24 protein-coding genes are annotated in these 22900 nt (G+C 63.1%); 14 read left to right on the top strand and 10 right to left on the bottom strand.

What is annotated here, in order from left to right; genetic code table 11:
• Positions 1-8: 8 nt before the first annotated feature.
• Genes BUA36_RS22065 through BUA36_RS22055 form a run of 3 tightly spaced genes read left to right on the top strand, consistent with a single transcriptional unit; the run spans position 9 to position 4956 of the window.
• Entirely contained in the window at positions 9-2264 is a 2256-nt protein-coding gene (locus BUA36_RS22065; RefSeq protein WP_072787479.1) for a coiled-coil domain-containing protein, read from the top strand.
• A gap of 14 nt (positions 2265-2278) precedes the next feature.
• Positions 2279-4576: a bifunctional serine/threonine-protein kinase/formylglycine-generating enzyme family protein gene (locus BUA36_RS22060; RefSeq protein ID WP_072787478.1), complete on the top strand. Its 2298-nt coding sequence runs from the start codon at positions 2279-2281 to the stop codon at positions 4574-4576.
• Positions 4577-4611: 35 nt separating this feature from the next.
• Positions 4612-4956, top strand: a complete 345-nt coding sequence (locus BUA36_RS22055) for a zinc ribbon domain-containing protein YjdM (protein ID WP_072787477.1) — start codon at positions 4612-4614, stop codon at positions 4954-4956.
• On the opposite strand, the gene BUA36_RS22050 is transcribed toward BUA36_RS22055, so the two are convergent.
• Entirely contained in the window at positions 4940-5581 is a 642-nt protein-coding gene (locus BUA36_RS22050; protein ID WP_072787476.1) for a GNAT family N-acetyltransferase, read from the bottom strand. The genes BUA36_RS22055 and BUA36_RS22050 overlap by 17 nt on opposite strands.
• A gap of 124 nt (positions 5582-5705) precedes the next feature.
• Here BUA36_RS22050 and BUA36_RS22045 point away from each other — a divergent pair, with 124 nt between their 5' ends.
• Together BUA36_RS22045 and aqpZ are read left to right on the top strand one after the other, a co-directional pair.
• Positions 5706-6260, top strand: a complete 555-nt coding sequence (locus BUA36_RS22045) for a hypothetical protein (protein ID WP_072787475.1) — start codon at positions 5706-5708, stop codon at positions 6258-6260.
• Positions 6261-6289: 29 nt separating this feature from the next.
• On the top strand, positions 6290-6979 hold the full coding sequence (gene aqpZ / locus BUA36_RS22040) for an aquaporin Z (protein WP_072787474.1): 690 nt from the start codon (positions 6290-6292) through the stop codon (positions 6977-6979).
• Between the two features lie 49 nt (positions 6980-7028).
• Here aqpZ and BUA36_RS22035 read toward each other — a convergent pair whose 3' ends face one another.
• A complete protein-coding gene (locus BUA36_RS22035) occupies positions 7029-7907 on the bottom strand; it encodes a LysR substrate-binding domain-containing protein (RefSeq protein WP_072787473.1) in 879 nt (292 codons plus the stop codon).
• Positions 7908-8008: 101 nt separating this feature from the next.
• Between BUA36_RS22035 and BUA36_RS22030 the strand changes: the two genes are divergently transcribed.
• The 3 genes from BUA36_RS22030 (at position 8009) to BUA36_RS22020 (ending at position 9654) form a co-directional block, all read left to right on the top strand.
• Entirely contained in the window at positions 8009-8293 is a 285-nt protein-coding gene (locus BUA36_RS22030; protein WP_072787472.1) for a DUF1330 domain-containing protein, read from the top strand.
• Positions 8294-8369: 76 nt separating this feature from the next.
• Positions 8370-8768, top strand: coding sequence for an OsmC family protein (locus BUA36_RS22025; protein ID WP_072787471.1), 399 nt, complete (start codon positions 8370-8372; stop codon positions 8766-8768).
• A 4-nt stretch (positions 8769-8772) separates the two neighbouring features.
• The gene (locus BUA36_RS22020; RefSeq protein WP_072787470.1) at positions 8773-9654 is read left to right on the top strand and encodes a pirin family protein; all 882 of its coding nucleotides are present in this window, start codon (positions 8773-8775) and stop codon (positions 9652-9654) included.
• 7 nt (positions 9655-9661) lie between these two features.
• On the opposite strand, the gene BUA36_RS22015 is transcribed toward BUA36_RS22020, so the two are convergent.
• The 6 genes from BUA36_RS22015 to BUA36_RS21990 all read right to left on the bottom strand — a co-directional run bounded on the left by BUA36_RS22015 (position 9662) and on the right by BUA36_RS21990 (position 17810).
• Positions 9662-11191, bottom strand: coding sequence for an FHA domain-containing protein (locus BUA36_RS22015; protein WP_072787469.1), 1530 nt, complete (start codon positions 11189-11191; stop codon positions 9662-9664).
• Between the two features lie 104 nt (positions 11192-11295).
• Positions 11296-12369, bottom strand: a complete 1074-nt coding sequence (locus BUA36_RS22010) for a PP2C family protein-serine/threonine phosphatase (protein ID WP_229255781.1) — start codon at positions 12367-12369, stop codon at positions 11296-11298.
• Entirely contained in the window at positions 12366-12845 is a 480-nt protein-coding gene (locus tag BUA36_RS22005; RefSeq protein WP_072787467.1) for an SH3 domain-containing protein, read from the bottom strand. The genes BUA36_RS22010 and BUA36_RS22005 overlap by 4 nt, the downstream gene beginning before the upstream one ends.
• Position 12846: 1 nt before the next feature.
• Complete coding sequence (locus BUA36_RS22000) at positions 12847-14409, bottom strand: hypothetical protein (protein ID WP_072787466.1); 1563 nt, start codon at positions 14407-14409, stop codon at positions 12847-12849.
• Positions 14410-14412: 3 nt separating this feature from the next.
• Positions 14413-16776 (bottom strand): FtsW/RodA/SpoVE family cell cycle protein, encoded by a 2364-nt coding sequence (locus BUA36_RS21995; RefSeq protein ID WP_072787465.1) that lies wholly within the window; start codon positions 16774-16776, stop codon positions 14413-14415.
• Entirely contained in the window at positions 16773-17810 is a 1038-nt protein-coding gene (locus BUA36_RS21990; protein WP_072787464.1) for a protein kinase domain-containing protein, read from the bottom strand. Before BUA36_RS21990 ends, BUA36_RS21995 begins: the two co-directional genes overlap by 4 nt.
• 126 nt (positions 17811-17936) lie before the next feature.
• On the opposite strand from BUA36_RS21990, the gene BUA36_RS21985 reads away from it, so the two are divergent.
• From BUA36_RS21985 to BUA36_RS21980, 3 genes are read left to right on the top strand one after another with little or no spacing between them, the layout of a single operon-like run.
• Positions 17937-18881, top strand: coding sequence for an MBL fold metallo-hydrolase (locus tag BUA36_RS21985; RefSeq protein ID WP_072787463.1), 945 nt, complete (start codon positions 17937-17939; stop codon positions 18879-18881).
• Positions 18881-19048, top strand: a complete 168-nt coding sequence (locus BUA36_RS30795; RefSeq protein ID WP_167544323.1) for a hypothetical protein — start codon at positions 18881-18883, stop codon at positions 19046-19048. The genes BUA36_RS21985 and BUA36_RS30795 overlap by 1 nt, the downstream gene beginning before the upstream one ends.
• Positions 19045-19410, top strand: coding sequence for an alpha/beta hydrolase (locus tag BUA36_RS21980; protein ID WP_072787462.1), 366 nt, complete (start codon positions 19045-19047; stop codon positions 19408-19410). Before BUA36_RS30795 ends, BUA36_RS21980 begins: the two co-directional genes overlap by 4 nt.
• 45 nt (positions 19411-19455) lie before the next feature.
• Here the strand turns inward: BUA36_RS21980 and BUA36_RS21975 are convergent, their stop codons facing one another.
• Positions 19456-19890, bottom strand: a complete 435-nt coding sequence (locus BUA36_RS21975) for a glycine zipper domain-containing protein (RefSeq protein ID WP_072787461.1) — start codon at positions 19888-19890, stop codon at positions 19456-19458.
• 135 nt (positions 19891-20025) lie between these two features.
• Positions 20026-20562 carry a GNAT family N-acetyltransferase gene (locus tag BUA36_RS21970; RefSeq protein WP_072787460.1) on the bottom strand — a complete coding sequence of 179 codons (537 nt, stop codon included), beginning with the start codon at positions 20560-20562 and terminating at the stop codon, positions 20026-20028.
• A gap of 136 nt (positions 20563-20698) precedes the next feature.
• On the opposite strand from BUA36_RS21970, the gene BUA36_RS21965 reads away from it, so the two are divergent.
• The 3 genes from BUA36_RS21965 (at position 20699) to BUA36_RS21955 (ending at position 22861) form a co-directional block, all read left to right on the top strand.
• Entirely contained in the window at positions 20699-22132 is a 1434-nt protein-coding gene (locus tag BUA36_RS21965) for a M20/M25/M40 family metallo-hydrolase (RefSeq protein ID WP_072787459.1), read from the top strand.
• A 79-nt stretch (positions 22133-22211) separates the two neighbouring features.
• A complete protein-coding gene (locus tag BUA36_RS21960; RefSeq protein ID WP_072787458.1) occupies positions 22212-22451 on the top strand; it encodes a hypothetical protein in 240 nt (79 codons plus the stop codon).
• A 32-nt stretch (positions 22452-22483) separates the two neighbouring features.
• Positions 22484-22861 carry a hypothetical protein gene (locus tag BUA36_RS21955; RefSeq protein ID WP_072787457.1) on the top strand — a complete coding sequence of 126 codons (378 nt, stop codon included), beginning with the start codon at positions 22484-22486 and terminating at the stop codon, positions 22859-22861.
• Positions 22862-22900: the final 39 nt, after the last annotated feature.

Below are 22900 nucleotides of genomic sequence, written 5' to 3'. Positions count from 1 at the left end.
AGTCTGACATGTTCCAAAAGTTTGGTTTTGGCGGCGTTAAATGCCCGCGGTGCGAGCACAAAAACGACGGCCAGTCGGACTACTGCAAGCACTGCGGTCTGACGCTGGGCGCTCCGCGCAGCGAGCCAGTCCTGCGCGACAACCGCTGGATACCCGGCGATAATGAGCTGGCCGTCTATTTTGGCGTCAGCAGGCTGTCCGGCATCTTCACCAAAACGCTGCGCGTACCGGCCACCACGCGTGCCTACATCCTGCAGGCCGATAAAGCCACCGAAGTGCCGCAAGGTGAATACGAGATTGAAGGCTTCTTCACGCGCCTGAACCATCTGCTACGCAACCAGAATGCGGAAATCCTCATCACCCGCAGCCTGCCGCTGCCGGTGGAGTTTGTGTTCAGCGACCTGTACACGGCGGAACATCTGAAAATATCGGCCCGCTTCACGGTCGCCATCCGCATCGAAAACGTGCCTGCGTTTGCGCAGCATTTCATGACCGTGCCGGGTGTGGTGAGTACCCTGCATCTGCACGAATTGCTGGAGCCTTCGGTGCGCCAGCTGGCAGCGGAATTTGTCGGCAGCCGTTCGATGCGGGAGATGGCCAATAATGCGGAACTGCGTTTGCAATTGAATGAACGTCTGCAAGCGGCATTGAAACTGCGCCTGGCCAGCTATGGCCTGGCTGTCGAAGCCGTGGAAACCGCAGCCCTGCGCCACGATAAATTTGACCACAACCGGGAACGCATCGGGACGTTGTGGCTGGTGGCGGACGAGCGCCATGTGCAGCTGGAGCATGTGAAGCAGCTGGACCAGATCTACAGCGAGGAAGAGTGGCAGTCGATCTGGCGCGAAGAGCAGAAGATGCATTCCGACTTCCGCCGCGCCGAGCTGCGTCAGGACGCCAGCGTCAACAAGGCCGAACTGACGCTGAAGGAGGCGGAACGCGTACAGGCCTTGCGCACGCGCGAGGTGGAGCTTTACAGCCGCGTCATGGAATCCAAAACACGCAAGGTCGCCGTCGATAAAGGCGCAGGTACGGTGCTGGCGGACCTGGAACATGAACTGGCCCGCAATAAATCGCATCGCCAGGGCGAGCAGGCGGATTGGGAGCATGTACGCCAGCTGGCGCAGATCCGCATGCGTACCGAACTGGAAGTGCTGCAGCAGACCGCCGCCGAACAGCGGCAGCTGGCGCAGCAACGTCTGTCGCACCAGCTGCGCCAGCAGGCGATCGAGAACCAGATTGCACAGGCATTGCAGATCGAAGACGAATCGCATCGCCGCAACGAACTGGCCGCCTTGCGCCAGCGCGAAAAGGACGAGAAGGCGCGCGAACTGCAAATTGAGGCAGAGGCGCACGCGGCCCGGATTCAGGGCATGACGATGGCCAATGCTGCCCGCCGCCGCGAGGCCGAGCGCGTGCAGGAATGGGAAGACCAGCTGGCGCTGGCCCGTCAGCGTGAGCTGCTGCGCGAAGACGCTGTCAAAGATGCGGGCAACGCGGTGCAGGTGGCCGAGATCAACCAGAAGATTGAAGATCTCAAGCGCGCGGGCGCGCAGGCTGACGCGGTGGCGCAGTATGAAAAGCTGCTGCGCACCATCGAAGCCGATGGCGTCCATGCGCGCCAGAACCAGTCCAACGCCAAGCAGGCAATGCTGGACCAGCTGGCGGTGGACGAGCAGCGCCTGATTCTGAAACAGCGGGAGCAGGAGGCCGCGTGGCAGCACGAGCTGCGCAAGTTTGAGCAGGAGCGCGCAGCGGCGTTCAGCGTGCAGCAGTCGCAGCAAGACCATGAAATCCGCCGCATGGAAACCATGACGCGCCTGAGCGACATCGCGATTGCCGCCGTTGCCGCACCGTCGAATGTGGAGGCCGTGGCGCAGATCATGAAGCTGCAAATCCAGGGTGGCATGACGCCGGAGCAGATCCAGGCGCTGGCCCAGGTGGTGGCGGCGGAGCATGGCGTCTCGCCGGTGGAGGCCGCGCGCATGGCGTATGAGCGCGTGCTGGAAGAACGTTTGCACCGCGATGCGGAGCTGGACAAGGATCGCCGTCATCAGATCGATCTGTTGAACATTCAGAATTCCGCCAGCGCCAGTGCCCTGAATACGCAGAGCCAGTTGGGCGTCGGCGTGGCGCAGGCCGGCGCACCGGTGCATCACCATCACGCATCGCCTGCGGTGCGCCGCTGCGCCAATGGCCATGTGGTGCCGGCAGGCCGTGAACATGACAAGTTTTGCGCCGAATGCGGCGCACCCGTGCAGTAATTGACTGAGTAACGATGCAGACAGCAAGAGACAAGATCCGTGAACTGCGGGCCTTACATGATGACGGTTTGTTGAGTCTCCAAGAATTCGACCGTCGCAAAAACGCTATCCTGGATGCGGAATATGCGCCGCCGGGAGGCAGCGCCGCGCCTGTGGTTCTGCCAACGCGCCAGGGCACGGAACTAGGCCTGATGACGGGCCAGGAGATCGGTCCGCAGAATCGCCGCTACCGGCTGGAGCGTCTGATCGGCATGGGCGGCATGGGCCAGGTGTGGCTGGCGACCGACCTTGCCACGCATGCGGAGCTGGGACACAGCGAGCTGGTGGCCCTCAAGATCCTGCCGCCGCAGCTGACGCAAAGCGCTACCCACGCCAAGCTGCTGATCGAGGAAGCGACCCAGGCGCGCAAGCTGGCGCATGAAAATATCGTCCGCGTGTACGAATGGGCGCAGGACCCGGCGACGTCCAGCTACTTCATCATCATGGAGTATCTGGAAGGCCAGGATCTGGACGCCTATCTGGCCGAACAGGGACCGCTGCCGCTGGAATCGGTGTACCGGCTGCTGTCGCCCATCGGCGATGCGCTGCAATACGCATGGGACAAGCACAAGCTGGTTCACCGCGACATCAAGCCGGGTAACGTCTTCCTCACGCAGCGCGGTGAGGTCAAGCTGCTGGACTTCGGCATCGCTTCCCGTGCGCGCAGTGCGGGCAGCAGTCTTGGCTTGCAGACGCCGAACGCCGGCACTGCCGGCTATCGCGCGCCGGAAGCGGGAACCCATCAGCGTCAACCCGCGCCCAGGCTGGACGTGTATGCCGTTGCGGTGATGATTTACCAGCTGCTGGAAGGCCGCATGCCGTTTGATGACATGCGCCCCGCAGACTTTCATCCGTCGCCGCCACCTGGCCTGAATGAACGCCAGTGGAAAGTGCTGCAGGAAGGCTTCGCCTATCTGCAGGAGCGCCGTCCGGCGTCGGTGAATGAACTGTTGGCGGCGTTGCGTAACGCTGCCGGACCGACGGATGCGGAGCTGGCGGCGCAGGCGGAGCAGGAGGCGCTGGAGCAGGCCGCGCGCGCGCAGCAGCGCCAGAAGGAACTGGCCGCCCAGGCCGAACAGGCGCGTGCAGTCGAAGAGCAGCGCAAGACGCAGGCGCTGGAGCTGGCGGTGCGCCGGCAGGCCGAGATACAGGCAGCTGCGGCCGAAAAGCAGCGTCAGGATCAGCAGCGCCGCGCACTGGAGGCCAAACAGCGCGCCGAGGCGGAAGCCGCTTCGCAAGCACGCAAGCAGGTACTGCGCGAACAGCTGCAGGCGCGCCGCGATGCCGATGCAAAAAAAGCGCGTGAAGAACGTGAGGAGCAGCAGCGCAAGGCTGCACAGCTGAAGGCGGAAGCCGCCTATCGCCAGGAGCAGGAACGCCACCGCAAACAGCAGGCGGAACGCCATGCCGCTGAACTGGCAGTGATGATACCGACGCCCACCAGCCCGGTAGCGGATGCCAATGGTATATTGCGCGACCGCTTCCTCGATGGCACCGGCGTGGGGCCGGACCTGGTGCTGATTCCAACGGGCCGGTTTCAGATGGGCTCTCACGAACACGAGCAGGCGCTGGCCGTGAAGGCCGGCGCGCAGAAGAACTGGCTGGAGCGCGAGCTGCCGTTGCGCTGGGTCGGCATCGAGCATTCGTTTGCGCTGGGCCGCTTCCCCGTGACGGTGGGCCAATGGCGGCGCTTCGTCAAGGATACCTGCTGGGAGTCGCAATCGGATACGGACTGGCTGGACCCGGGCTTTAAACAGACGGACGACCATCCTGTGGTCGGCGTCAGCTGGATGGACGTTCAGCTTTATCTGCGCTGGTTGTCCGGTAAAACCGGCCAGCTGTATCGGCTGCCAACCGAAGCTGAATGGGAGTACGCCTGCCGTGCTGGCACCAAGACCGCGTTCAGCTTCGGCGATACCATCAGTACCGAGCAGGCCAATTACGACGGCCATTACACCTACAACGGCGGCCAGCGTGGCGCTTACGTGCAGGGCACCAGCAAGGTTGGCGCATATCAGCCCAACCCGTGGGGACTGTTCGACATGCACGGCAACGTGTGGGAGTGGACGCAGGACGTGGTGCATGAGAATTACGTCGGCGCGCCGGTCGACGGCAGCGCCTGGGAAGAGGGCGGTGATGCTGCGCGGCGGGTGCTGCGCGGCGGCTCGTGGCTGTACAACCCGCGTTATCTGCGTTCGGCGGTGCGGAATGGTTTTTCTGCGGTGCTGGCAAATGACATTGTCGGCTTCCGCATCGCCCGCAAGCTTGCATAAGGTATACTGCCGGGCTTTGAGAGTCAGGATTCAAGATGAGCGCCTTGCCACCATGCCCTAAATGCAGTTCCGAATATACCTACGAAGATGGCGCCCAGCTGGTCTGCCCTGAGTGCGCCCATGAGTGGACGGCGGGTGCGGCGCCAGCCGCAGAAGAGGGCGCACGCGTTTACCGCGATGCGGTCGGCAACGTCTTGCAGGATGGCGACACGGTCACTGTCATCAAGGACCTGAAGCTCAAAGGTGGCGGCGGCGTGGTCAAAGTCGGCACCAAGGTGAAGAACATCCGCCTGGTCGATGCCGACCACGATATCGACTGCAAAATCGACGGCTTTGGCGCCATGAGCCTCAAGACCGAATTCGTTAAAAAGGTGGTGTGATCGCCACCGTGGAGTAGTGCGAACGCACGCTCCAGCCTATCGTCAAATACAGCCCGCGGCCTGCTTCGGTTGCGACCAGCACACGCTGCGCGGCCTGTGACAGCTGCGCCGTTCCCAGCGCCGCCATGACCGCCGCGCCAAGACCCTGATGCTGATGTTCCGGCACCGTGGTGATGCGGTCGTACACAAACACTCCCTCATATTCCGCCGCGTAGCCGCTGGCCGCGAGCGTGTCGTCTTCAGCGAAGATGCGCGCGGTGGTGATGCCATCCTGCGTTTGCAGCTGTAGCCAGTACCCCGGCGGCAGCGACGGCACCGGATTGCGGCCGGCTTCCTTGGTCATCAGGTAGGCGCCTGGCTGGATCCGCCATTTTGGCGTGACCAGCGAGAGCAGGCGCGCGTCCGTGCCGCACATCTTGATGAAGACGCGCGGCTCGTTGATGTCGCGCGCCAGCTCCGTGATGGCTGGCGACGGGCCGGTAAAGACGTAGCGGCGCTGCTCGTTCGGCAGCCCGGTATCGACCCGCAGGCCGCCGCGGTCGGGCACCGGCAGCGGCAACCCACGCGCGATCGAGCGCGCGCGCAGCCAGCCTTCCATTAATTTTAGTTCAACTTGTTTATCCATTTGAAATGGTGACAATTTGTGCATTTTGCTTATCTGTCAGCTGATATTCTTGCAGCGTTATTCAACGGAGGCAAGGTACAGCGCTCTGCAGGAAAGCGCAGGGCGATTGACTTCAGGGGAGTCTATGAAAAACCAGTTCAGACAGATCTTTATTGTTTTCCTCATGCTAATCGGCTTGCACAGCGTATGCGCTGCTGATGATCTCAGTTTACAGCCTAAATACGGACTGGCCCCCAAGACCGCTGCACAGAAAGCCGCGGATGACGCATTCCTTGCCGGGGTAGACCAGTACTACAAAGGCGACCGCAAAACCGCGGCCGGCCAGCTCGCGGGGCGTGGCTGGGCGGCTCTGCGCGAAGGCAAGCCGCAAGACGCCATCCGGCGCTTCAATCAGGCATGGTTGATCGACTCGTCGAATGCCGTCGCCTTGTGGGGCATGGCCGTGGTGGAAGCGGGCAGCGGCAGGGAGCAGCAGTCGCTGACGCTGTTCGCGGAAGCCGCGCAGGGGGCTGCCGGCGACATGGATTTTGAGATGGATTACGCAAAAGTGCTGTTCTACACGGGCGACTACGCCAGCGCGTGGAAGAAAGTGAAGCTGGCGGAGCAAACGCCGGGCGCAAAGGGACTGGACCAAGGGTTTATTACGGCGCTTAACGCAAAAATGAACAGGCCTCAGTGAGGCCATTTTTTAACTTTGAAAGGAAGACGATGAAATCGTATGGCGCAGAATTTTTTGGCACGTTCTGGCTGGTATTGGGTGGTTGCGGCAGCGCCGTTCTGGCGGCGGCTTTCCCTGGCCTGGGTATCGGCTTTACCGGGGTGTCGCTGGCCTTTGGCCTGACCGTGCTGACCATGGCGTACGCCATTGGCCATATCTCTGGCTGCCATTTGAATCCGGCTGTGTCGATCGGCCTGTGGGCAGGTGGCCGCTTCCCGGCCAATAAACTGCTGCCCTACATTGTGGCGCAAGTGCTGGGCGGGATTGTCGCCGGCGGCGTGCTGTACCTGATCGCCAGCGGCAAAGCGGGCTTTGATCTGGCGGGCGGCTTTGCCTCCAACGGTTATGGCGAACATTCGCCGGGCGGCTTCTCGCTGACGGCGGCGCTGGTGTGCGAAGTCGTCATGACCATGATGTTCCTGATCGTGATTCTGGGCGCCACCGATGCGCGTGCACCGCAGGGTTTCGCACCGCTGCCAATTGGCCTGTGCCTGACCCTGATTCACCTGATTAGCATTCCGGTGACGAATACGTCGGTCAATCCGGCCCGCAGCACGGCGGTGGCGGTGTATGTAGGCGGCTGGGCCACCAGCCAGTTGTGGTTGTTCTGGGTTGCACCGATCATTGGCGCGCTGCTGGGCGCAGTGGTTTACCGCCTGATCGCTGCAAACGACCGTTAAGCTGGTTCGGCGCCGGCCGGGACGCAGCCGCCGATGGTAAGCGCCTGGGTTAGCTCAGGCGCTCCCGCGCGAAGTCGACAAAGCTGCGGACCTTGGCGCTGGGGCGGGCTTCCGGACGGCGCAGGATGTGCATGGCGCGCGACGGCAGCTCCCATTTCGGCAGCAGTCGTACCAGCTGCCCGAGCGCGATGGCCGGCTCCATCAATGCATCCGCCTGGACAACCACGCCCATGCCGGCAATCGCGGCCATCATCAGCGAGGCGCCGGTATTGCTGACCAGCGTGCCGCGCGCCTTCACTTCGACCAGGTCTTCGCCGCGCCGGAAGCGCCAGGTGGTGCTAGCCCCCGCGAACACCAGGCAGTTGTGCCTGACCAGATCCGATGGATGGCGCGGCGTGCCGTGCTTCTTCAGATACGCGGGACTGGCAGCGGCCAATATGCGCCCCGGCGCCAGCGGCAGCGCTATCAGACTGGTGTCGGTAACCGGGCCGGAGCGGATGGCGACATCCACGCCTTCTTCGGCCATGTCGATCACGCGGTTGCTCAGCACCAGATCGATACTGACCTTGGGATAACGCGCGGTGTACTCGGCAATGACGGGCGTGAGTTTGTGTTCGCCATATGTCGCCGGTGCCGAGATGCGCAAGCTGCCCTGTGGTTCGGCGCGCAGGTTTTCCGCCACGTGGTCCGCCGCCGCCACGTTGGCCAGCACGTCGTGGCAGCGCTCCAGGTAAGCGGCGCCGATTTCGGTGAGCGTCTGGCGGCGGGTGCTGCGTTCGATGAGGCGTGCGCCCAGATGCTGCTCCAGCGCTTGCACGTGCTTGCCCACCATGACGGCGGAGATGCCCAGCGTTTCCGCCGCTGCCGCAAAGCTGCCTGCCGTCGCCGCTGCCGTGAAGACTTCCATGCTGCGTAGCTTGTCGCTCATATTCGAAACTATTTGTTAGGAGTGAGTGAAATTCTAGTCCATTTATGTCGAATCGGCTTGTGATGATAATGAAGCCTCAAACACATCACAGGAGGTTCATCATGGCAGCATACGCAATCGGATACGTAACCCTGCGCAACACGGAATGGCAAAAAGAGTACGGCGCGCATATGCCGGCACTGACCGCAAAGCATGGAGGCAAGCTGTTGGCGAAAACCGCGCCGCAAACGCTGGAAGGCTCGCCAGTGCTGCCGGAGGCGATGGTGGTGATCGAGTTCCCATCGGCCGAATATGCGCAGGCCTGGTACAACGATCCGGAACATACGCGTCTCAAGGCGCTACGCCAGTCGGGTGCGGATTTCTCGATGGTGCTGGTCGGCGCGTAGCCTTTTAGTAGAAGCACAAGCCTCTCATTCGGTGTACATTGTGGGTTCTTGATTCACCGCCTACAAGGAATACCGAATGACTATCAAAGCCCTGCGAGATCAATCCCTGCCGATGCGCCACATCGTCCACGTGCGCAATCACATTATCTCCACCGACGGCTCGGAAGCGGAAGGCGGCAACGACGCCGGCCCATCGCCCCATGACCTGTACGACGCCGCGCTGAGCGCCTGTAAAGCGCTGACCGTGGTCTGGTATGCAAAACGCAAAAACATCCCGCTGGAGCATGTGGAGGTCAGCATGGAGCGCGATGCCAGCGAAGAGCGCCAGGGCATCTACCGCCTCAACGCCACCCTGCATGTCACCGGCGATCTGACCGAGGCGCAGCGCGCGGAGCTGCTGGCCGCGGCGCAGAAGTGCCCGATCCATAAGCTGATGACTTCTGTTACCACCGAAGTGACCACCGTACTGGGATAAGGCCATGACCATTTCGAATCTGCTGAAAGGCCACGAGAAAGACCTGGGCGGCGGTTTTGTGGTGCGCCGCTATTTGCCGTCCGCAGTGAAGCAGGCAGTCGGTCCCTTCATTTTCTTCGACCATTTCGGCCCGGTGGATGTGCCGGTGGATGCCGACCATGACGTGCGTCCGCATCCGCACATCGGCCTGGCCACGGTGACCTATCTGTTTGAAGGCGCGATGGACCATCGCGACAGCCTGGGGACCTACCAGCGCATTGAACCGGGCGCCATCAACTGGATGACAGCCGGCCGTGGCATCGTTCACTCCGAGCGTACGCCGAAAGACCTGGTCGGCGTACCGCACCGCACGCACGGCCTGCAACTGTGGGCTGCGCTGCCGGCCGCGCATGAAGAGGACGAACCGGGCTTCTGCCATACGCCATCCGACGCCATTCCGGAATTGCAGCTGGATGGCGCCGATGTGCGCGTGCTGATCGGCTCCGCTTTCGGCCTGACCTCGCCCGTGCAAACCTACAGCCAGACGCTGTACCTGGACGTGGCCCTGAAAGCCGGTGCGCAACTGGCGCTGGATGGCCTGCCCGCCGAAGCGGCCATCTATCCGATCAGCGGCGAGCTGGAAGTGGATGGCGCCGCACTGGCCCTGCACAGCATGGCGCTGCTGAACACTGCGGACACACGCCAGGTCAAGGCCGGCAGCGATGCGCGCTTTGTGGTGATTGGCGGCGAGCCGCTGGACGGCCATCGCTATATGTACTGGAACTTCGTCTCGTCGCGCAAGGAGCGCGTGGTGCAGGCGGGCGAGGACTGGGAGGCGCAACGCTTCCCTCAAGTGCCGGGTGAAACCGAGTGGATTCCGCTGCCGCCGAAGAAACCGGCAGCGTAAGCAAGGTTCAGGCGGTGGACATGGCGTTCGCCGCCACCGTGCTGTAGATGTCGTTGGCGCCGGTGCGGATGATCCAGTGTTCCGGGTACGCATCGCTGGCGAAGCGGGTGTGGCCTGGCACGCGGCTCAACTTATCCAGCGAGACGGTCGGCGCCAGCGCGGTTTCCTTGCCGGTCAGCTGATCGAGATGCCAGAAGCCGCCGTCGCGGTGGAACAGCAGCGGCAGTGCAGCCGCATGGGGCGCGGCGGCAAACGCCTTCACCGGATAGCCCGGATGGGTATTGGGCGCCAGCAGGTAGAAGCTCTCTGCATTGGCGCCATGGTCCACGCGGTGCAGGATCACGCCATGCGGCATGATGGCCGACACCGACAAGGTCACGATGCCTTTGATGCTCGCGCTGAATTCGATACGCATGCCGAGGCGCAGCGCGGCCGGCTTGTGCTTGCCCGGCCACACGCCATCCAGCAGGATGCCGTAGCGCGAGACGTCTTCAATCTCAAACCCCTGGCCCGAGCGGCGGATGATGGCATGGCGGCCCGACAGCCGGCGCGTCAGGCCATTGGTTTCCTGGCCGTCGGCGGTGTAGTGGGTCAGCAGCACGTCGGATTCCGGATCGACCAGTTCGAAACGGCCGATGACGCAGTCGTCCATTGCGAACAGGCGGATCTGGCGCTGCGCACCGGCTTCCGGCGCGGCATTGACCAGCGAAGCGGCCTGGCTTGGATGCGGATGCACCGCCGCAGCTTGCGGCATGTCGATTTCAATCAGGTCTTCATCCCACGCGATGGTGGAGAAGCCCAGGTCCACTTTACCGGCTGGCGCATTCAGGTCCAGATGGGCGATGCCCGCGTTGCGGGCGGTGACGTCGATATCCAGGCTGTCGCCGCCTTGCGCGCTGACGCGGGCGATGGAGGCGTCATCCGCCATCACGCGCACGTTTTTGTGCGTGCTGAGGAAGATGCGGTGGATTTCGGTCAGGGTCGCATCCAGGCGTGGCACCAGGATGACGAAGGTGCACACCCATTTACGCGCCGCCATACCGGTGTGCTCGCTGAGCAGCTCAATGCTGATCTGGTACTGGCCATGCTCCTTGCCGCGCGACGAGAACTCGACAAACACCGGGCGCCATTCGCCGCCGACCGCGCGCACGAAGTGCTGGCGAGAAGCGCCGTTGGGAATCAGGTCGGATTGCAGTTGCAGCGTCAGTTGCGGCGCGCAGGCGTCCGGCATGCCGCGCAGTTCCATCTTGAGCGTCTGACGGCCGCCGGCCGCGCGTGGATCAAAGCCGCTGATGTGCAATTGCGGGCGCTCGGCGTGAGCGCGTTGCAGTGGCCTGGCGTAGTTGGACGGGGCGGCTTGCGCAGCAGGGACGGCATCCAGCGCCGTGGCCGGGGAGGCGGCACGGGTAGTGCGCAAGGCGCTCAGCAGGTCAAAGCTGGAAGGCTCTGCTTGGGCGTGACCGCCTTCGCAAGTTTGCGCTCCAGGCAAGACCCAGTAAGTGCAATGCGGGTGCTGGGCATTACTGCATTTTTTCATGACAAACCGACCGATGGGATACCCGTCAGTTTATGCGGTTTCCGCTCTGTTTGGCAAACTTTGCAACGACTTTTTGCAGCTTTTTGCGGCTCCCTGTGCACATATCAAAAATGCGCGGGCATTGGTGCGACAGGTAGTGCTGTTTCGTCAACGTTGCAGCCGGCCGTGGCGGCGGAAAAACGCAGCACGATCGCGCTCAGATTGTCGATGTGGAGCTGCGGCGGCGGGTTTGCCGCATAGTCGGTGAACAGGGCGTCGAGTGCGGCGCCAGCCGGCTGGTTCAGCAGCGAGGGCCAGCGTTCTATCCACGGCTGCGGATCGGCGCAAGCCCAGAAACCGTCGGTCGCTAGCAGATAGGTAGCGTCGGCGCAGACCTGGATGGCGCGGCGGTCGGCCAACTGCTGCAGGAACGGCGGCAGATTGGCAGCGTGCAGCGGCATCAGGCCATCTTCCAGGACTTGTGGATTGGCGAAGGCGTTGCCGAGGATGTAAGCCTGGGAGATCTGCGCGCGGTGCTCGCCGTGCACCTGCTGCCACCATTCCTGTTCGCCCAGCAGGCCATGCATGGCAAAGGCGGTGGCGGGGACGTGGTCGATCGTCAGGGGCCGCGCGTGTTGTCCGGTGATTTCGTACAGGCGCGAATCGCCGGCGTGGAACAGCATTGGCGGCTGGCCGGGCGGGATCTCCAGCAGCGTGAGTGTGGTGCCGGGGCGGCGGAAGCTGTCATGATCGCCCGGGTGGCTGAAGCGGGCCTGCAGGTCGAGGTGCAGCTGGTCCAGGCGCGCGCCGAGTTGTTCCAGCGTGCTGCAAGCGGGAATGCGCAGCAGGCCGGTGGCGACGGCTTCCGCAGCCTGGCGTCCGTGGCCGTGGCCGCCCATGCCATCCAGGACGGCCAGGCGCACGTGGCCTGCGGGCCAGTCGGGCAGCTGGGTGGCATGCGGTTTCTGGTCGAGCAGCAGGACCGCGCGGCCGGCGGTGTCGATGATGAGCAGATTGTCCTGATTTTCCGGCACCTGCAGTTTGCTGATGCTGGCCGCGCTGCGGGCAGCGACATCGAGGCCGGGGCCGAAGTCGAGATGGTCGGTGATGCGCGTCATCGGGGCAGGCGCCGCAGCGCGAGGTGCGAAAGGCCACAGCTTAGCTGAAAGCGCGGCGGTGGTGGGGGCCAGGTGTGTCATTCGCCGCTCCGGCGCAGCCACAGGCTGCTGGCCCAGCCGCTGGTCTCGCGGCCGTTGATGATGGTTTTGATTTGCCACCAGTCGCCGTCATGCACACCGGTGGGCGTGACGATGGCGCCTGCCTGCACGGTAGCCACGCGGGCGGAATGGACGCCTGGAGCAGCCCGCAGATTCAGGTCGCGGTGAACGTGGAAGGGCTGGCCGGCGGTTGGGGCGTCATTGGCGGGTGCGGCGTTCGCCGCAGCGCTGATGAGCGGCGCTGGCGCTGTCGATGCGATGTTGGTTGCCGCCGCCGGGCCGTGCGTGGCGTACAGAATCAGGCTGCCAAATCCCCATGCGCCCACCACCATGATGAGCAGCGCGCGCGCGTTGGGACGGCGCCACCAGCTGCGTGGCGTCAGATACGCCGCCAGGAACAGCGTGATGATGAGCCCCGCGACAAACGCGGCGATGGCATAGAGTCTGGCCGCATCCATCTCAGGCCTCGAAACGCAGCACGTAATGGCCGGCGGCCAGATGATGGCCGTGCGGCAGCAGGTAGGGCGCATCACCGACGCTGGCGACGAATTGCAGCTTGTCGTCCAGGTGATACAGCGCTTGCGTGGCGCTCAGGCGGGCGATGGTGTAGCCCTTTGCCACCGCTTCAAAGCTGAAAGCATTGCGCGACAGGCCGATGCGGTCCGCACTGATGCCTGCGCCATCGGCGCGCTGGAGGAAACGCGGTGAATCCAGCAGCCGCAGGGCGGCCAGCATTGGCGAACTGCGGCCGAAGGTAAAGCGCGCGCCGCTGGCGACACCGGCGCTGATGGGCTGCGCGAGGCAGACCAGCGCGCGATAGCGGTCCGCCATCTCCGGAGCGGCAGGCAGCAGCCGCAGCGCGCGCGTGTCGACAGGCGCAAACATGGCCGGTGCTTCCACGCGCTGTTTGCCTTCGGGCGTGCAGGCATACAGATTGTCCGAGGCATCGACGATGAGACTGATGGCGGCTTGTGCATCGTTGGCGAGGGATAGCGCGCGGTCGAAGGGCAGTTCCATCGCTTGCGCACCGGTGTCGCGGTAGCGGCTCAGGCGCGGCAAGGCGAGCGCCACCAGGCTCACGCGCTGCTGCGATACGGGAGCGTAGGTGGCATCGCTCTCGCCGGGGCGGTTGGCGGGCTTATGGCTGGCCGCAGCGGGAACGGCGGTCAGGTCGATTTGTGCGGCGCCAGCTGGCGCCTCGCTGGTGCGCGAACGGCTTTGCCACACGGCTGGTTTGGCGGCGTTGACTGGCGCCGCCTCGGTGGTTTCGGTGAGCTGACGGGAACGCGCAGGAAGGGCGGAGGTGCGCGCGATTTTCAGCAGCAGGCGCTGTCCGCCTTGCGGTTCGCGCAGCGACTTGATGGTGTAGTAACCGCTGCGCGGATCGTAACGGCAGTCGAAAGCGTCTTTGGGACGCATCTGCACGACGGGCGGCGCATCGGGGCCGTCGTTGAGGATCAGCAGGGCGGCATCGGGACCGAAAGGCCAGCCTTGCGCCACGGCGCTGGCTTCGCCCCCTTCGCCGCCGATCAAGGCCAGCCGCTGGTCAGGATAGATCGGGCACACGGCATGCCAGATCGCGCTGTCACGCGACACGCTCAGGTTGTACAGGATTTTTTCATCCGGCGCCGGCAGATAGACAGCGTGGCCAAATTTGACTTCGATCTCGCCGGGCGCCAGCGAGGTATTGCCGACCACGTCGTAGCGCACCTGATCGCTGCCCAGCAGGTCGCCGAAGTCCTTTTGGTGCAGTGTCATCAGCGTCTGCGCCAGATCGCGGGCGCGGGCGCCACGCGTAAGATGGTAGTCGTCGTCAACTTCCTCTTGCGGCAGCACCAGCGTCACATGAGAAAAGCAGCGCGTGGCGGCACGGCCGCGGTGCTCGCGCGGGCTGCGCTCCAGCAAGTCGCGCAGCAGCGGACGGCGCGAGAACAGCGACAGGCCAGGCGCCTGCCAGATCGCTTCGGCATTGAACACGTCCGGAATGCGGCCAAGGACAGCGTGTTGAACATAGGTCGGCATGATTCAAACTCCTTCTGAAGATATCGCACTGAAGGTAAGCAGGGGGCAGAGGAAAAACAGCAGGTGGCTGCCACCAGCCGACAGAAAACTCATGGGCTGCCCCATGATGGGGAAGATCGCCAGGTTGGTTCCCCAGGACAGCAGGAAGTGGCCCAGCACGAAAGCGCCGCCGCCACACAGGGCGAAATAACGGAAGCGTCCCAGCCAGGCCTGACGGAAGTTGCGGGCGCTGGCGCCGTTGCGGTAGGCCTGCCATGCGGTCAGTACCACGCCGATCAGGAAGGCGGCTTGTACGGCCCACAGCAGCAGGCCGCTCAGCAGGCCATGGCGGTTGAGGAAGAAGGAGGCGGCAAAGTCATCCTGCACGGCGGGGATCTGCACCACGTTCCCTGCCGACTGGCCCAGTGCGCGCAGGCCTAGCCAGTGATCGGCGCCGAGCCAGCCGCCTTCGCCGATGGCGCGTGCGCCGAGCAGCAACTGCTGGCCTGTGTGTGGATGTTCGGCGGGATTCAGCCAGACGAGGAAGCGGTCGGCGTAGAAGCCCCAGCGTATCAGGTCATCGGTGCCGACGAGGCGCAGGTAGACGATGGCGGCGATCGCCATGCCTGCGCCGCTGAACAGCACTGCAGCCAGGATGCGGTTGCGTGCAGCCAGCGCATAGGCCAGTCCCATGCCGGTGCTCCAGACCAGCAGCAATATCAACGGCGAGAAGTCATCCACCTGCACCAGTGCGAGGCCCAGCAGGGCGAGGAACAGCAGCGCCGGCGCGATCAATTGCAGCCAGCGCGTACCGTGATCGGCCAGCCGCTGCGGGCCGTTATGCCAGTTGAAGCGCAATGCCAGGCAGTGGGCGGTGAGGGCGGTCAGCGCGAGTTTGGCCAGTTCCACCGGCTGCAAGTCGAAGACGCCGGTTTCATCGCCCCACAGGACCTGGGCGGCCAACGCCGCCAGCGCGATGGCCGCCAGCGCGGCGAGCAGCCACTCGATGAGACGCTGCTGTAAATGAGCGCTGCGCGCAGCCTGGTATTGCGCCCACAGGCGCAGCAAACCGCCAAGGCCGGAACCGATCGCCAGCATGGCTGCGCTCTTCTGGTAGTAGCGCAGCCAGGAGGATTCCGGCGCGCCCAGTCCAAGTTCCAGTTGCGCGAGCAGTCCAACAGCCAGCAGCACCACGCCCGCACCGGTGGCGAGTGTTAAGCGGCCTGGCAGCATCAGCCACATCGCGAGCGCGCCTGCGCCCAGCAGCAGCGAGCATGCAGCACTGGGCGCCATGCCCGCGCGTTGGGAAATCAGCGCGATCACGCCGGCGGCCAGCATGCTTGTTGCTGCCAGGAGCGCGCTGCTGCCGAGGTTTGCGAGCAGGCTGACGATCAACGCGACGATACTCACGCCCAGCGCGATCCAGACTGCGCTGGCATGGCCACTCCACAGTGCGCGCTGCTGCCATTGCCAGCTGATTTGCTCCGGCAGCTTCAGTTCCGGTTCGCTGTACAACTTGATGTGGCGGCTGGGTTGCAGTGTGAGCTGGTCGCCGCTTGCCGAAAGCTGAAACCGCGTATGGCCGACCATGATCGCGTTCACGCCTTGCAGCGTGGCTTCCTGCTTGCGTAAATCCGTCGCCCCGAGCAGGACGGCAGCGCGGTCGCCGTCGGGATTGGCGGCCGATAGCTGCAAGCGGCCGTTGATGCGTGAAACCGTTGCTGCGCCGGGTGTGACCTGATCGAGTCCGAGGCGGTTATCGCAGTAGAGATTTCCGCCGAATGACAATGGCCGCGCGATGGTCAGCGGCATTGGCGCAATGCGGTTCCAGGCGGATAAGGCCTTGCTGGCCAACCGCGATTCTGGGCAATTGGCTTGGGCGTGCCCGTCGCGGTACAAGGTCGCACCGTCGTAACGCCATTCCTGGCCGTCGCGCGTAAACACGACGTGGCTTGCATCGGCCGAGCGCACGTCAAACACTGCGCCATCGATCTGGAAGTGCAGCAAGCCGTCCAGCGGCATGCTGCCCAGGCGCTGTTCTTCGCCGTCGCGCTGCACGATGACCTGACGGGACGCGCTGAGGTTACGCAGCATCCAGCTGCCGTCGGCATCGCGGTGCAATGACAAATGGTTGCGATCAGTTTGTGGCGCTGCCAGTTCCTGCTGCCCCAGGGTGACGCTGTCGCCAGGCTTGAGGTGGACGGAAATCGCAGACGGCAGCCATGCCGCCGGAGCGCGTAGCAGGGCCAATGCCTGCAGGCCGCACAGTCCCGCCAGCAGGGCCAGTACGAATGCTAGACCGCTGGTGCGGGCAACCGCGCTGGCCAGAGTAGGGTGCGGCGCCTGATGATGCGGCTGCGCCGCGCGTGTGAGTGCAATTGCCATCATGCCCCCTGCATGGCCTGCCAGCCGTTGAGTGCTGTCGGACGGCGCATGCCGTGGACTGGATCGGCTGCGTCAAATTCACCGCGCGCCAGCTTTTGGCCCTGGATCGCGTTCAGCATGCGGCTGATCTGAATGGCGTGGCGCGGACGTTTGGAGGGATCGATATGCAGCAGTGCACGCAGCAGCTCCAGTGCTGCATCGCGCCTGGCGGCTGGAATGGCGGCGGCAAAGCGGTCTGCTTCTTCGGCCTGCAGTGCCGCCGGAATCTCGCCGCCGTTCATGCCGCGCAGCCGGTCGGCGCCGGCAATGTGGTGGGCGCGGTACGCGTGTCCGCAGTCCGCGCAGAAGCGCAGCGGCATGCCGTTGGTGACGAGAAAATACAGCATCGCGCCCAGCGAGAAATAGTCGCTGCGTGCGCTGGTGGCGTAGCCTCCGCCGTCTGTCGGGAAGAATTGTTCGGGCGCCTGCCAGTTGGCGGTGCCGGCATAAGAGTGCGCCTGCAGGTTGCCTAACTCGCGGTTGGTGCCGAAATCGGCCAGCTTGATGGTGTTCAGGTGTGTATCTACCAGAACGTTGGCGGGTTTGAGGTCCAGATATCGCCAGCCGTATTGATGGACTTTGGCCAGCGCCTGATTCATCTGCGCGATCCAGCCCAAGGCCTGCGGCAGCGGCACGGTTTCGCCGCGGCCCTTCAGCGCGATCATGTGCCTGCCCAGATCGGAACCCATCAGCTCCAGCGCCAGTACCGGCAGGCCTTCGTGCCAGCCTCTGTCCAGCAAGCGCACGATATGGCGCTCGTCCCATGGCTCCAGCGACTGCAGGAATGCGATTTCATTGCTGGCGCTCGTGGTCCAGCGTTCGCGCTGCGGCGGCAGGGCGCGCGCCATCTGCTCATGGTTGATTAATTTGATCGCCACATCACTTGTCGCCTGCGGCCCGCTGGCACGCCAGATGATGCCGTACGCCGATCCACCGATCTGCTCACGCAGCCGGTAATGGCCAAGTTCCAAAGCGATAATTGCGTCTGCTGTCGTCATGAGTTCCTCCGTCGCAAAGCACTAGCGGAGGGTGGCGGAAATTTGCCCAGCCTTGTTTCGGCATGTTAAATTGATATAAATTTTAACAAGTCGACAACCTTGGCGCACCAACTACGGAGGAAGGGGATGAAGTTGATCGTGGCGCTGGCACTCATTTCCGGACTGACGGCGACGCCTGTGATGGCGGCACCGTACACTTTTATTGAAGGTAAAGTGCCCAAGGGCGTTCAGCCGGATGGCAATTCGATTGTGCTTGAGGGGCCTGAGGAGCTGCTGGTCATCGATACTGGCCGCCATCCCGCGCATACCGATCAGATTATTGCAGTGGCCAAGGCGAAGAACAAGCCGATCACCGCGATCATCAACACCCATTGGCATCTCGATCATACGACTGGCAATGCGCGTATCCACGCCGCTTATCCCGGCGCCAGACTGTATGCTAGTACGGCGGTGGAGGGGGCGTTGAAGGGCTTCCTGGCCAAAAACATCGAGCAGGCAAAAGCGCTGCTGGACGATCCCTCCGCGCCGGAGGAGCGCAAGACCGATGCGCGGCTGTATCTGGAGGCGATCAACGATCCAGCCAATTTGATTCCCGACCAGCCGGTAAAAGGGCCGATGTCAATACAGCTGGGCGCACGTGAATTGCGTCTGCATCTGGCGAAGTATGCCGCGACCGAGGGCGATGTCTGGATTCATGATCCGGCAAATAAGACGGTGTTCGCTGGCGACCTGGTGGTGGTGCCGCTGCCGTTCTTTGATACCGGATGTACCGAAGGCTGGCGCCAGGTCTTGGCCGAGATAGACCAGCTTGATTTCCACACCCTGGTTCCGGGTCATGGCTTGCCGATGGACCACGCTGCTTTTTCGAGCTATCGGCAGGCTTTTGACGCCTTCACAGCGTGCGCGGAAAGCACTGCGGGTACGGCTAGCTGCGTTGCAATCTGGCGGCAGCAGGGAGCCGCTTTCGCTGCAATGCATCCCGATCCGAAATACGTGGATGCTGCGCTGACCTATTATGTCGATCAGGTCCTGCGTGTACCAGCCAAACGCTCGGAATACTGCGGAAAGTGATGGGCAGGCTGCTGATCTTTCTGGCGATGGTGTATGGAGTCGTTTGTGTGGCGCTGTACTTCATGCAGCAATCGTTTATTTATTTCCCCCAGCAGCGGCACAGACCGGACGTGCCTCTGTTAAAGCTGGCCGCCGGTGACGACACCATTCTGGTCACATCACAGTGATAGGCCGTAGCCTGGGGAGCGGTGTGGCGGTGCAGTTGGCCAGCGAGCGGCCGGTGGCGCGGCTGGTACTGGTCACTCCGTACAACAGCATCCAGGAACTGGCCGTGGCGCGGTTCCCGTATTTTCCCGTGCGCTGGATTTTGCGCGACAAGTTTGAATCGTGGAAGTACGCGGCGAAGATTACGGCGCCGACGCTGATCGTGATGGCGGAACAGGATAAGGTCATCCCGTCAAGCAGCAGTCGCGCACTGCACACCCATTTCGCCAAGGGCGTGGCGGAGCTGGCGGTCGTGGACGGCGCGGGACACAATACGATTGCCGACTATCCTGCATACGTCCGGCTGCTTAAAAGCCAGCCCTGAAAAGAAAACAGCCAAAGCATGCTTTGGCTGTCCTGTCTTGCCGGATCAACGATCCCAGCGACCGTGGTGGTGTTCCCAGCGATCACCGCGATAGTAAGGGCGCGGTTCCACGTAGATCACGCGTGGAGGCGGTGCGTAGTAGCGTGGAGGCGGCGCGTAGTACACCTGCTCTGGGCGTTCGTAGTAGACAGGCGCCGGACGCTCGTAATAAACCGGCGCTGGCTGCGTGTAGACGCGGGTCTCTACATAACCACGGTCACGGCCGCGATAGTAGCGGTCATCCGTGCGGATGCTGTTGCCGACCGCCGCGCCGACCAGGCCACCGACAATGGCGCCATCGCGGCCGCCAGCGCTGTTGCCGATTGCTGCACCGACCACAGCACCGGCCACCGTGTTGAAATCACGGTCGCCTGCGTATGCCGACGACGATACGGCTGCTACGGTCAGTAACGCTACACCCATCATTTTTTTGCTCAACATGGTAATCCCCTTGCTGTGGCCTGCATCGGAATGAATGCGTTAGCCAGTGACTCCACTATAAACCGCAGCAGGAAAAGTACCACGCCTTATACACATGCTTACAAAGTGGCTTGGCCGGTAATGCCTTGTAACAATTCATGATGGGCGGCGCTGCGCCTCCCATTCAGGGCGCAGCAGGCTGAAAACCGTAACATCCTGATAACGGCCATTGATGAAGAAGGCCTGCCGCAGCGTGCCTTCCGCCTGAAAGCCGCACTTCTGCGCGACGCGCACGGAGGCGACGTTTTCCGGTGCGGTCAGCAATTCCAGGCGCTGGTACTGGTGAACGTTGAACAGGTAATCCACCAGCAGCCTGCACGCCTCGGTGACAAATCCGCGTCCGCCCAGTTTGGACTCGAACAGGCGGTAGCCGATTTCGCGGGTGGTCGGCGTGCGGCTTTTGAAGTGGGTGATGACACCGACAATGTGATGCAGCGCGTCTTCGATCACAAACAGCTCGCTGTCTTCGGTGACAAAGCTGTTCTGCACAAACTCCTTGCGCATGATTTCCGGCGATTTGAACTGGGTGGAAAAATAATCGCCGCGCGAGGGCAGGTCGTTGACCAATGCGATAAAGGTATTCAGATCGGCGGTCAGCAGATGACGGACGGTGCAGAGTTGACCCTTGAGCATAGGCGCTTTCTTCTGGCAGTTGAAGTTATATCGTAGAGTAAGCGGGATAGCAAATCAACAGGATGACAAGTTCATCATGATAGGTTATCGTCTAAGACGATCTTGCTACCCATTCTTTTTATAACACAGGACCCGCATGAAATCCGTCATCAAGAACTCCCTGTCGCTGACCGTTCTGGCCACCAGCCTGCTCGCCGTCGGCGCTTACGCTGCCCCTGCCAATGATCCTGCCACGCTGGCCCAGATCCGCGACAATGCCATGAAAAGCGACTGGGCGTATGAACGCCTGGCCGATCTGACTGACCTGGTGGGGCCGCGCCTGTCCGGTTCTGCCGGTGCAGCCGCCGCAGTGGAGCAGGTGGCGGACGCCATGCGCAAGCTGGGCGCCAAGGTGACGCTGCAGCCTGTGAAAGTGCCGCACTGGGTGCGCGGTGCGGAATCGGCGGAACTGGTGGAATACACCGGCCGTCCGGCAGGCATCACGCAGAAAGTGGTGCTGACCGCGTTGGGCGGCTCCGGTGCGACGCCGGCGGCTGGCCTGACTGCGCCGGTTGTCATCGTCCGCAGCTTTGAAGAACTGAAGGCCAAGGGCGCGCAAGTCAAAGGCAGCATCGTGCTGTTCGACGTAGCGTTCGACCAGGAGATGGCCAACCGTGGCCACGCTGGCCCAGCGTACGGCCATGGCGCCGGTTTCCGTTTTGCCGGTCCCAAGCTGGCGGCGGACATGGGTGCAGCGGCAGCGCTGGTGCGCTCGGTCGGCGGCGCTGACTACCGCATCCCGCACACCGGCGCTACCGGCGTGGTTGAGGGCGCGCGCATTCCTGCCGCAGCCGTGACCTCGGAAGACGCCATGCTGATGAGCCGACTGTCGGTCCGTGGTCCGCTGAAAATGCATTTGACGCTGACGCCGCAAAATCTGCCGGATGCCGATAGCTTCAACGTCATCGCCGACTGGCCGGGCACCGACAAGGCGGACGAAGTGGTGATCGTCTCCGGCCACCTGGATTCCTGGGACCTGGCGACCGGCGCCCACGACGACGGCACCGGCGTGGCGGGCGCCATGGGCGTGATCGATACGCTTAAAAAGCTGAACCTGAAACCGCGCCGCACCATCCGCGTCATCGCCTGGATGAACGAGGAAAACGGCACCCGTGGCGGCAAGGCCTACTTTGAAGCGAACAAGGACAAACTGGATAAACACTTTGCCGCGATCGAGTCGGACAGCGGCGGTGGCCGTCCATTTGGCTTCATCGGCAGCGTTACGCCGCCGATGGTGAAGTACTTCGCACCGCTGAAGGATGTGCTGGAGCCGATTGGCGCCGGCATCTTTGAACGCCGCGACATTGCCGGCGCGGCCGATACCGGCCCGCTGGAACGCGCCGGCGTGCCGGTGTTCGAGCCGCTGGTGGATTCGAGCGCCTACTTCAACTATCACCACACGCCAGCGGACACGCTGGACAAGGTGAATCCATATGAGCTGAAACGCCACGTTGCCGTAATGACGTCGCTGACCTGGTATCTGGCCAATATGGATGAGAACATCGGCCGCGTCGCGCCGCAGCAGGACTAAGCCAGCGGCAAGGCCGGGGCATGCGTGCGCCGGTCAATCCGCTGCCGTGATAGCCTTCTTGCAAGATCAGGAGGCTATCATGGACCAACTTCACTACAAAGGCTGGGAGATCATCCCGACCGTGCTGCCCACCGGCGACCATCAATGGAGCGCCAGCTGCGACCTCGCCCGCAAGACAGCGGATGGCGAAGAAGTGTTTGAAGGCGCCACCATGCAGTTCGTCCGCGCCAACAAGGACGACGCGCTGACTGCCGCGTGCGAGGAAGCGGTTACGCAAATCGACAACATCATCGCCAACCCGCTGGTCCGCATGGCCTGAACGGCTGCTGCGGCTTGTGTTACCATAGCCGCATGACTGTTCTGCTGCGATCCTTTGTCGTCTGGCTCATGCTGCTGGCGCTCCCTTACCAGGGATACGCTTCGGCGCAGATGCTGCTGTGCGTCGTTCCGGCGCCGGTGAGCACCCACGCGATGGTGATGCCAGACGGTCCGCACGATCATGCGGCCATGCTCAAGGCCGCACATCAGCATGATGGCGACAAGTCATCCAGTCACTCCAGCATGAAGTGCAGTGGCTCGGCATGCTGCGCCGCAGCCGCGCCGGTTCTGGCGCTGACGTTGCCCGCGCCGGTGATGCCGGCGCTTTCCGCTGCTGTCGTCTACACTGATTTTCTTCCCGCGGTCGATCTGGCCCACCCTGAACGTCCTCCTCAAGGCCGCTACGCCTGATGACACCCAAGCTCCGTCTGCGAGCTTGATCTCCCTGTA

It is taken from the genome of Duganella sacchari (genome assembly GCF_900143065.1).
Classification (GTDB): Bacteria; Pseudomonadota; Gammaproteobacteria; order Burkholderiales; family Burkholderiaceae_D; genus Rugamonas; species Rugamonas sacchari.
The sequence above is the reverse complement of the archived record's forward strand: the minus strand, read 5'-3'. Positions and strand labels throughout refer to the sequence as shown.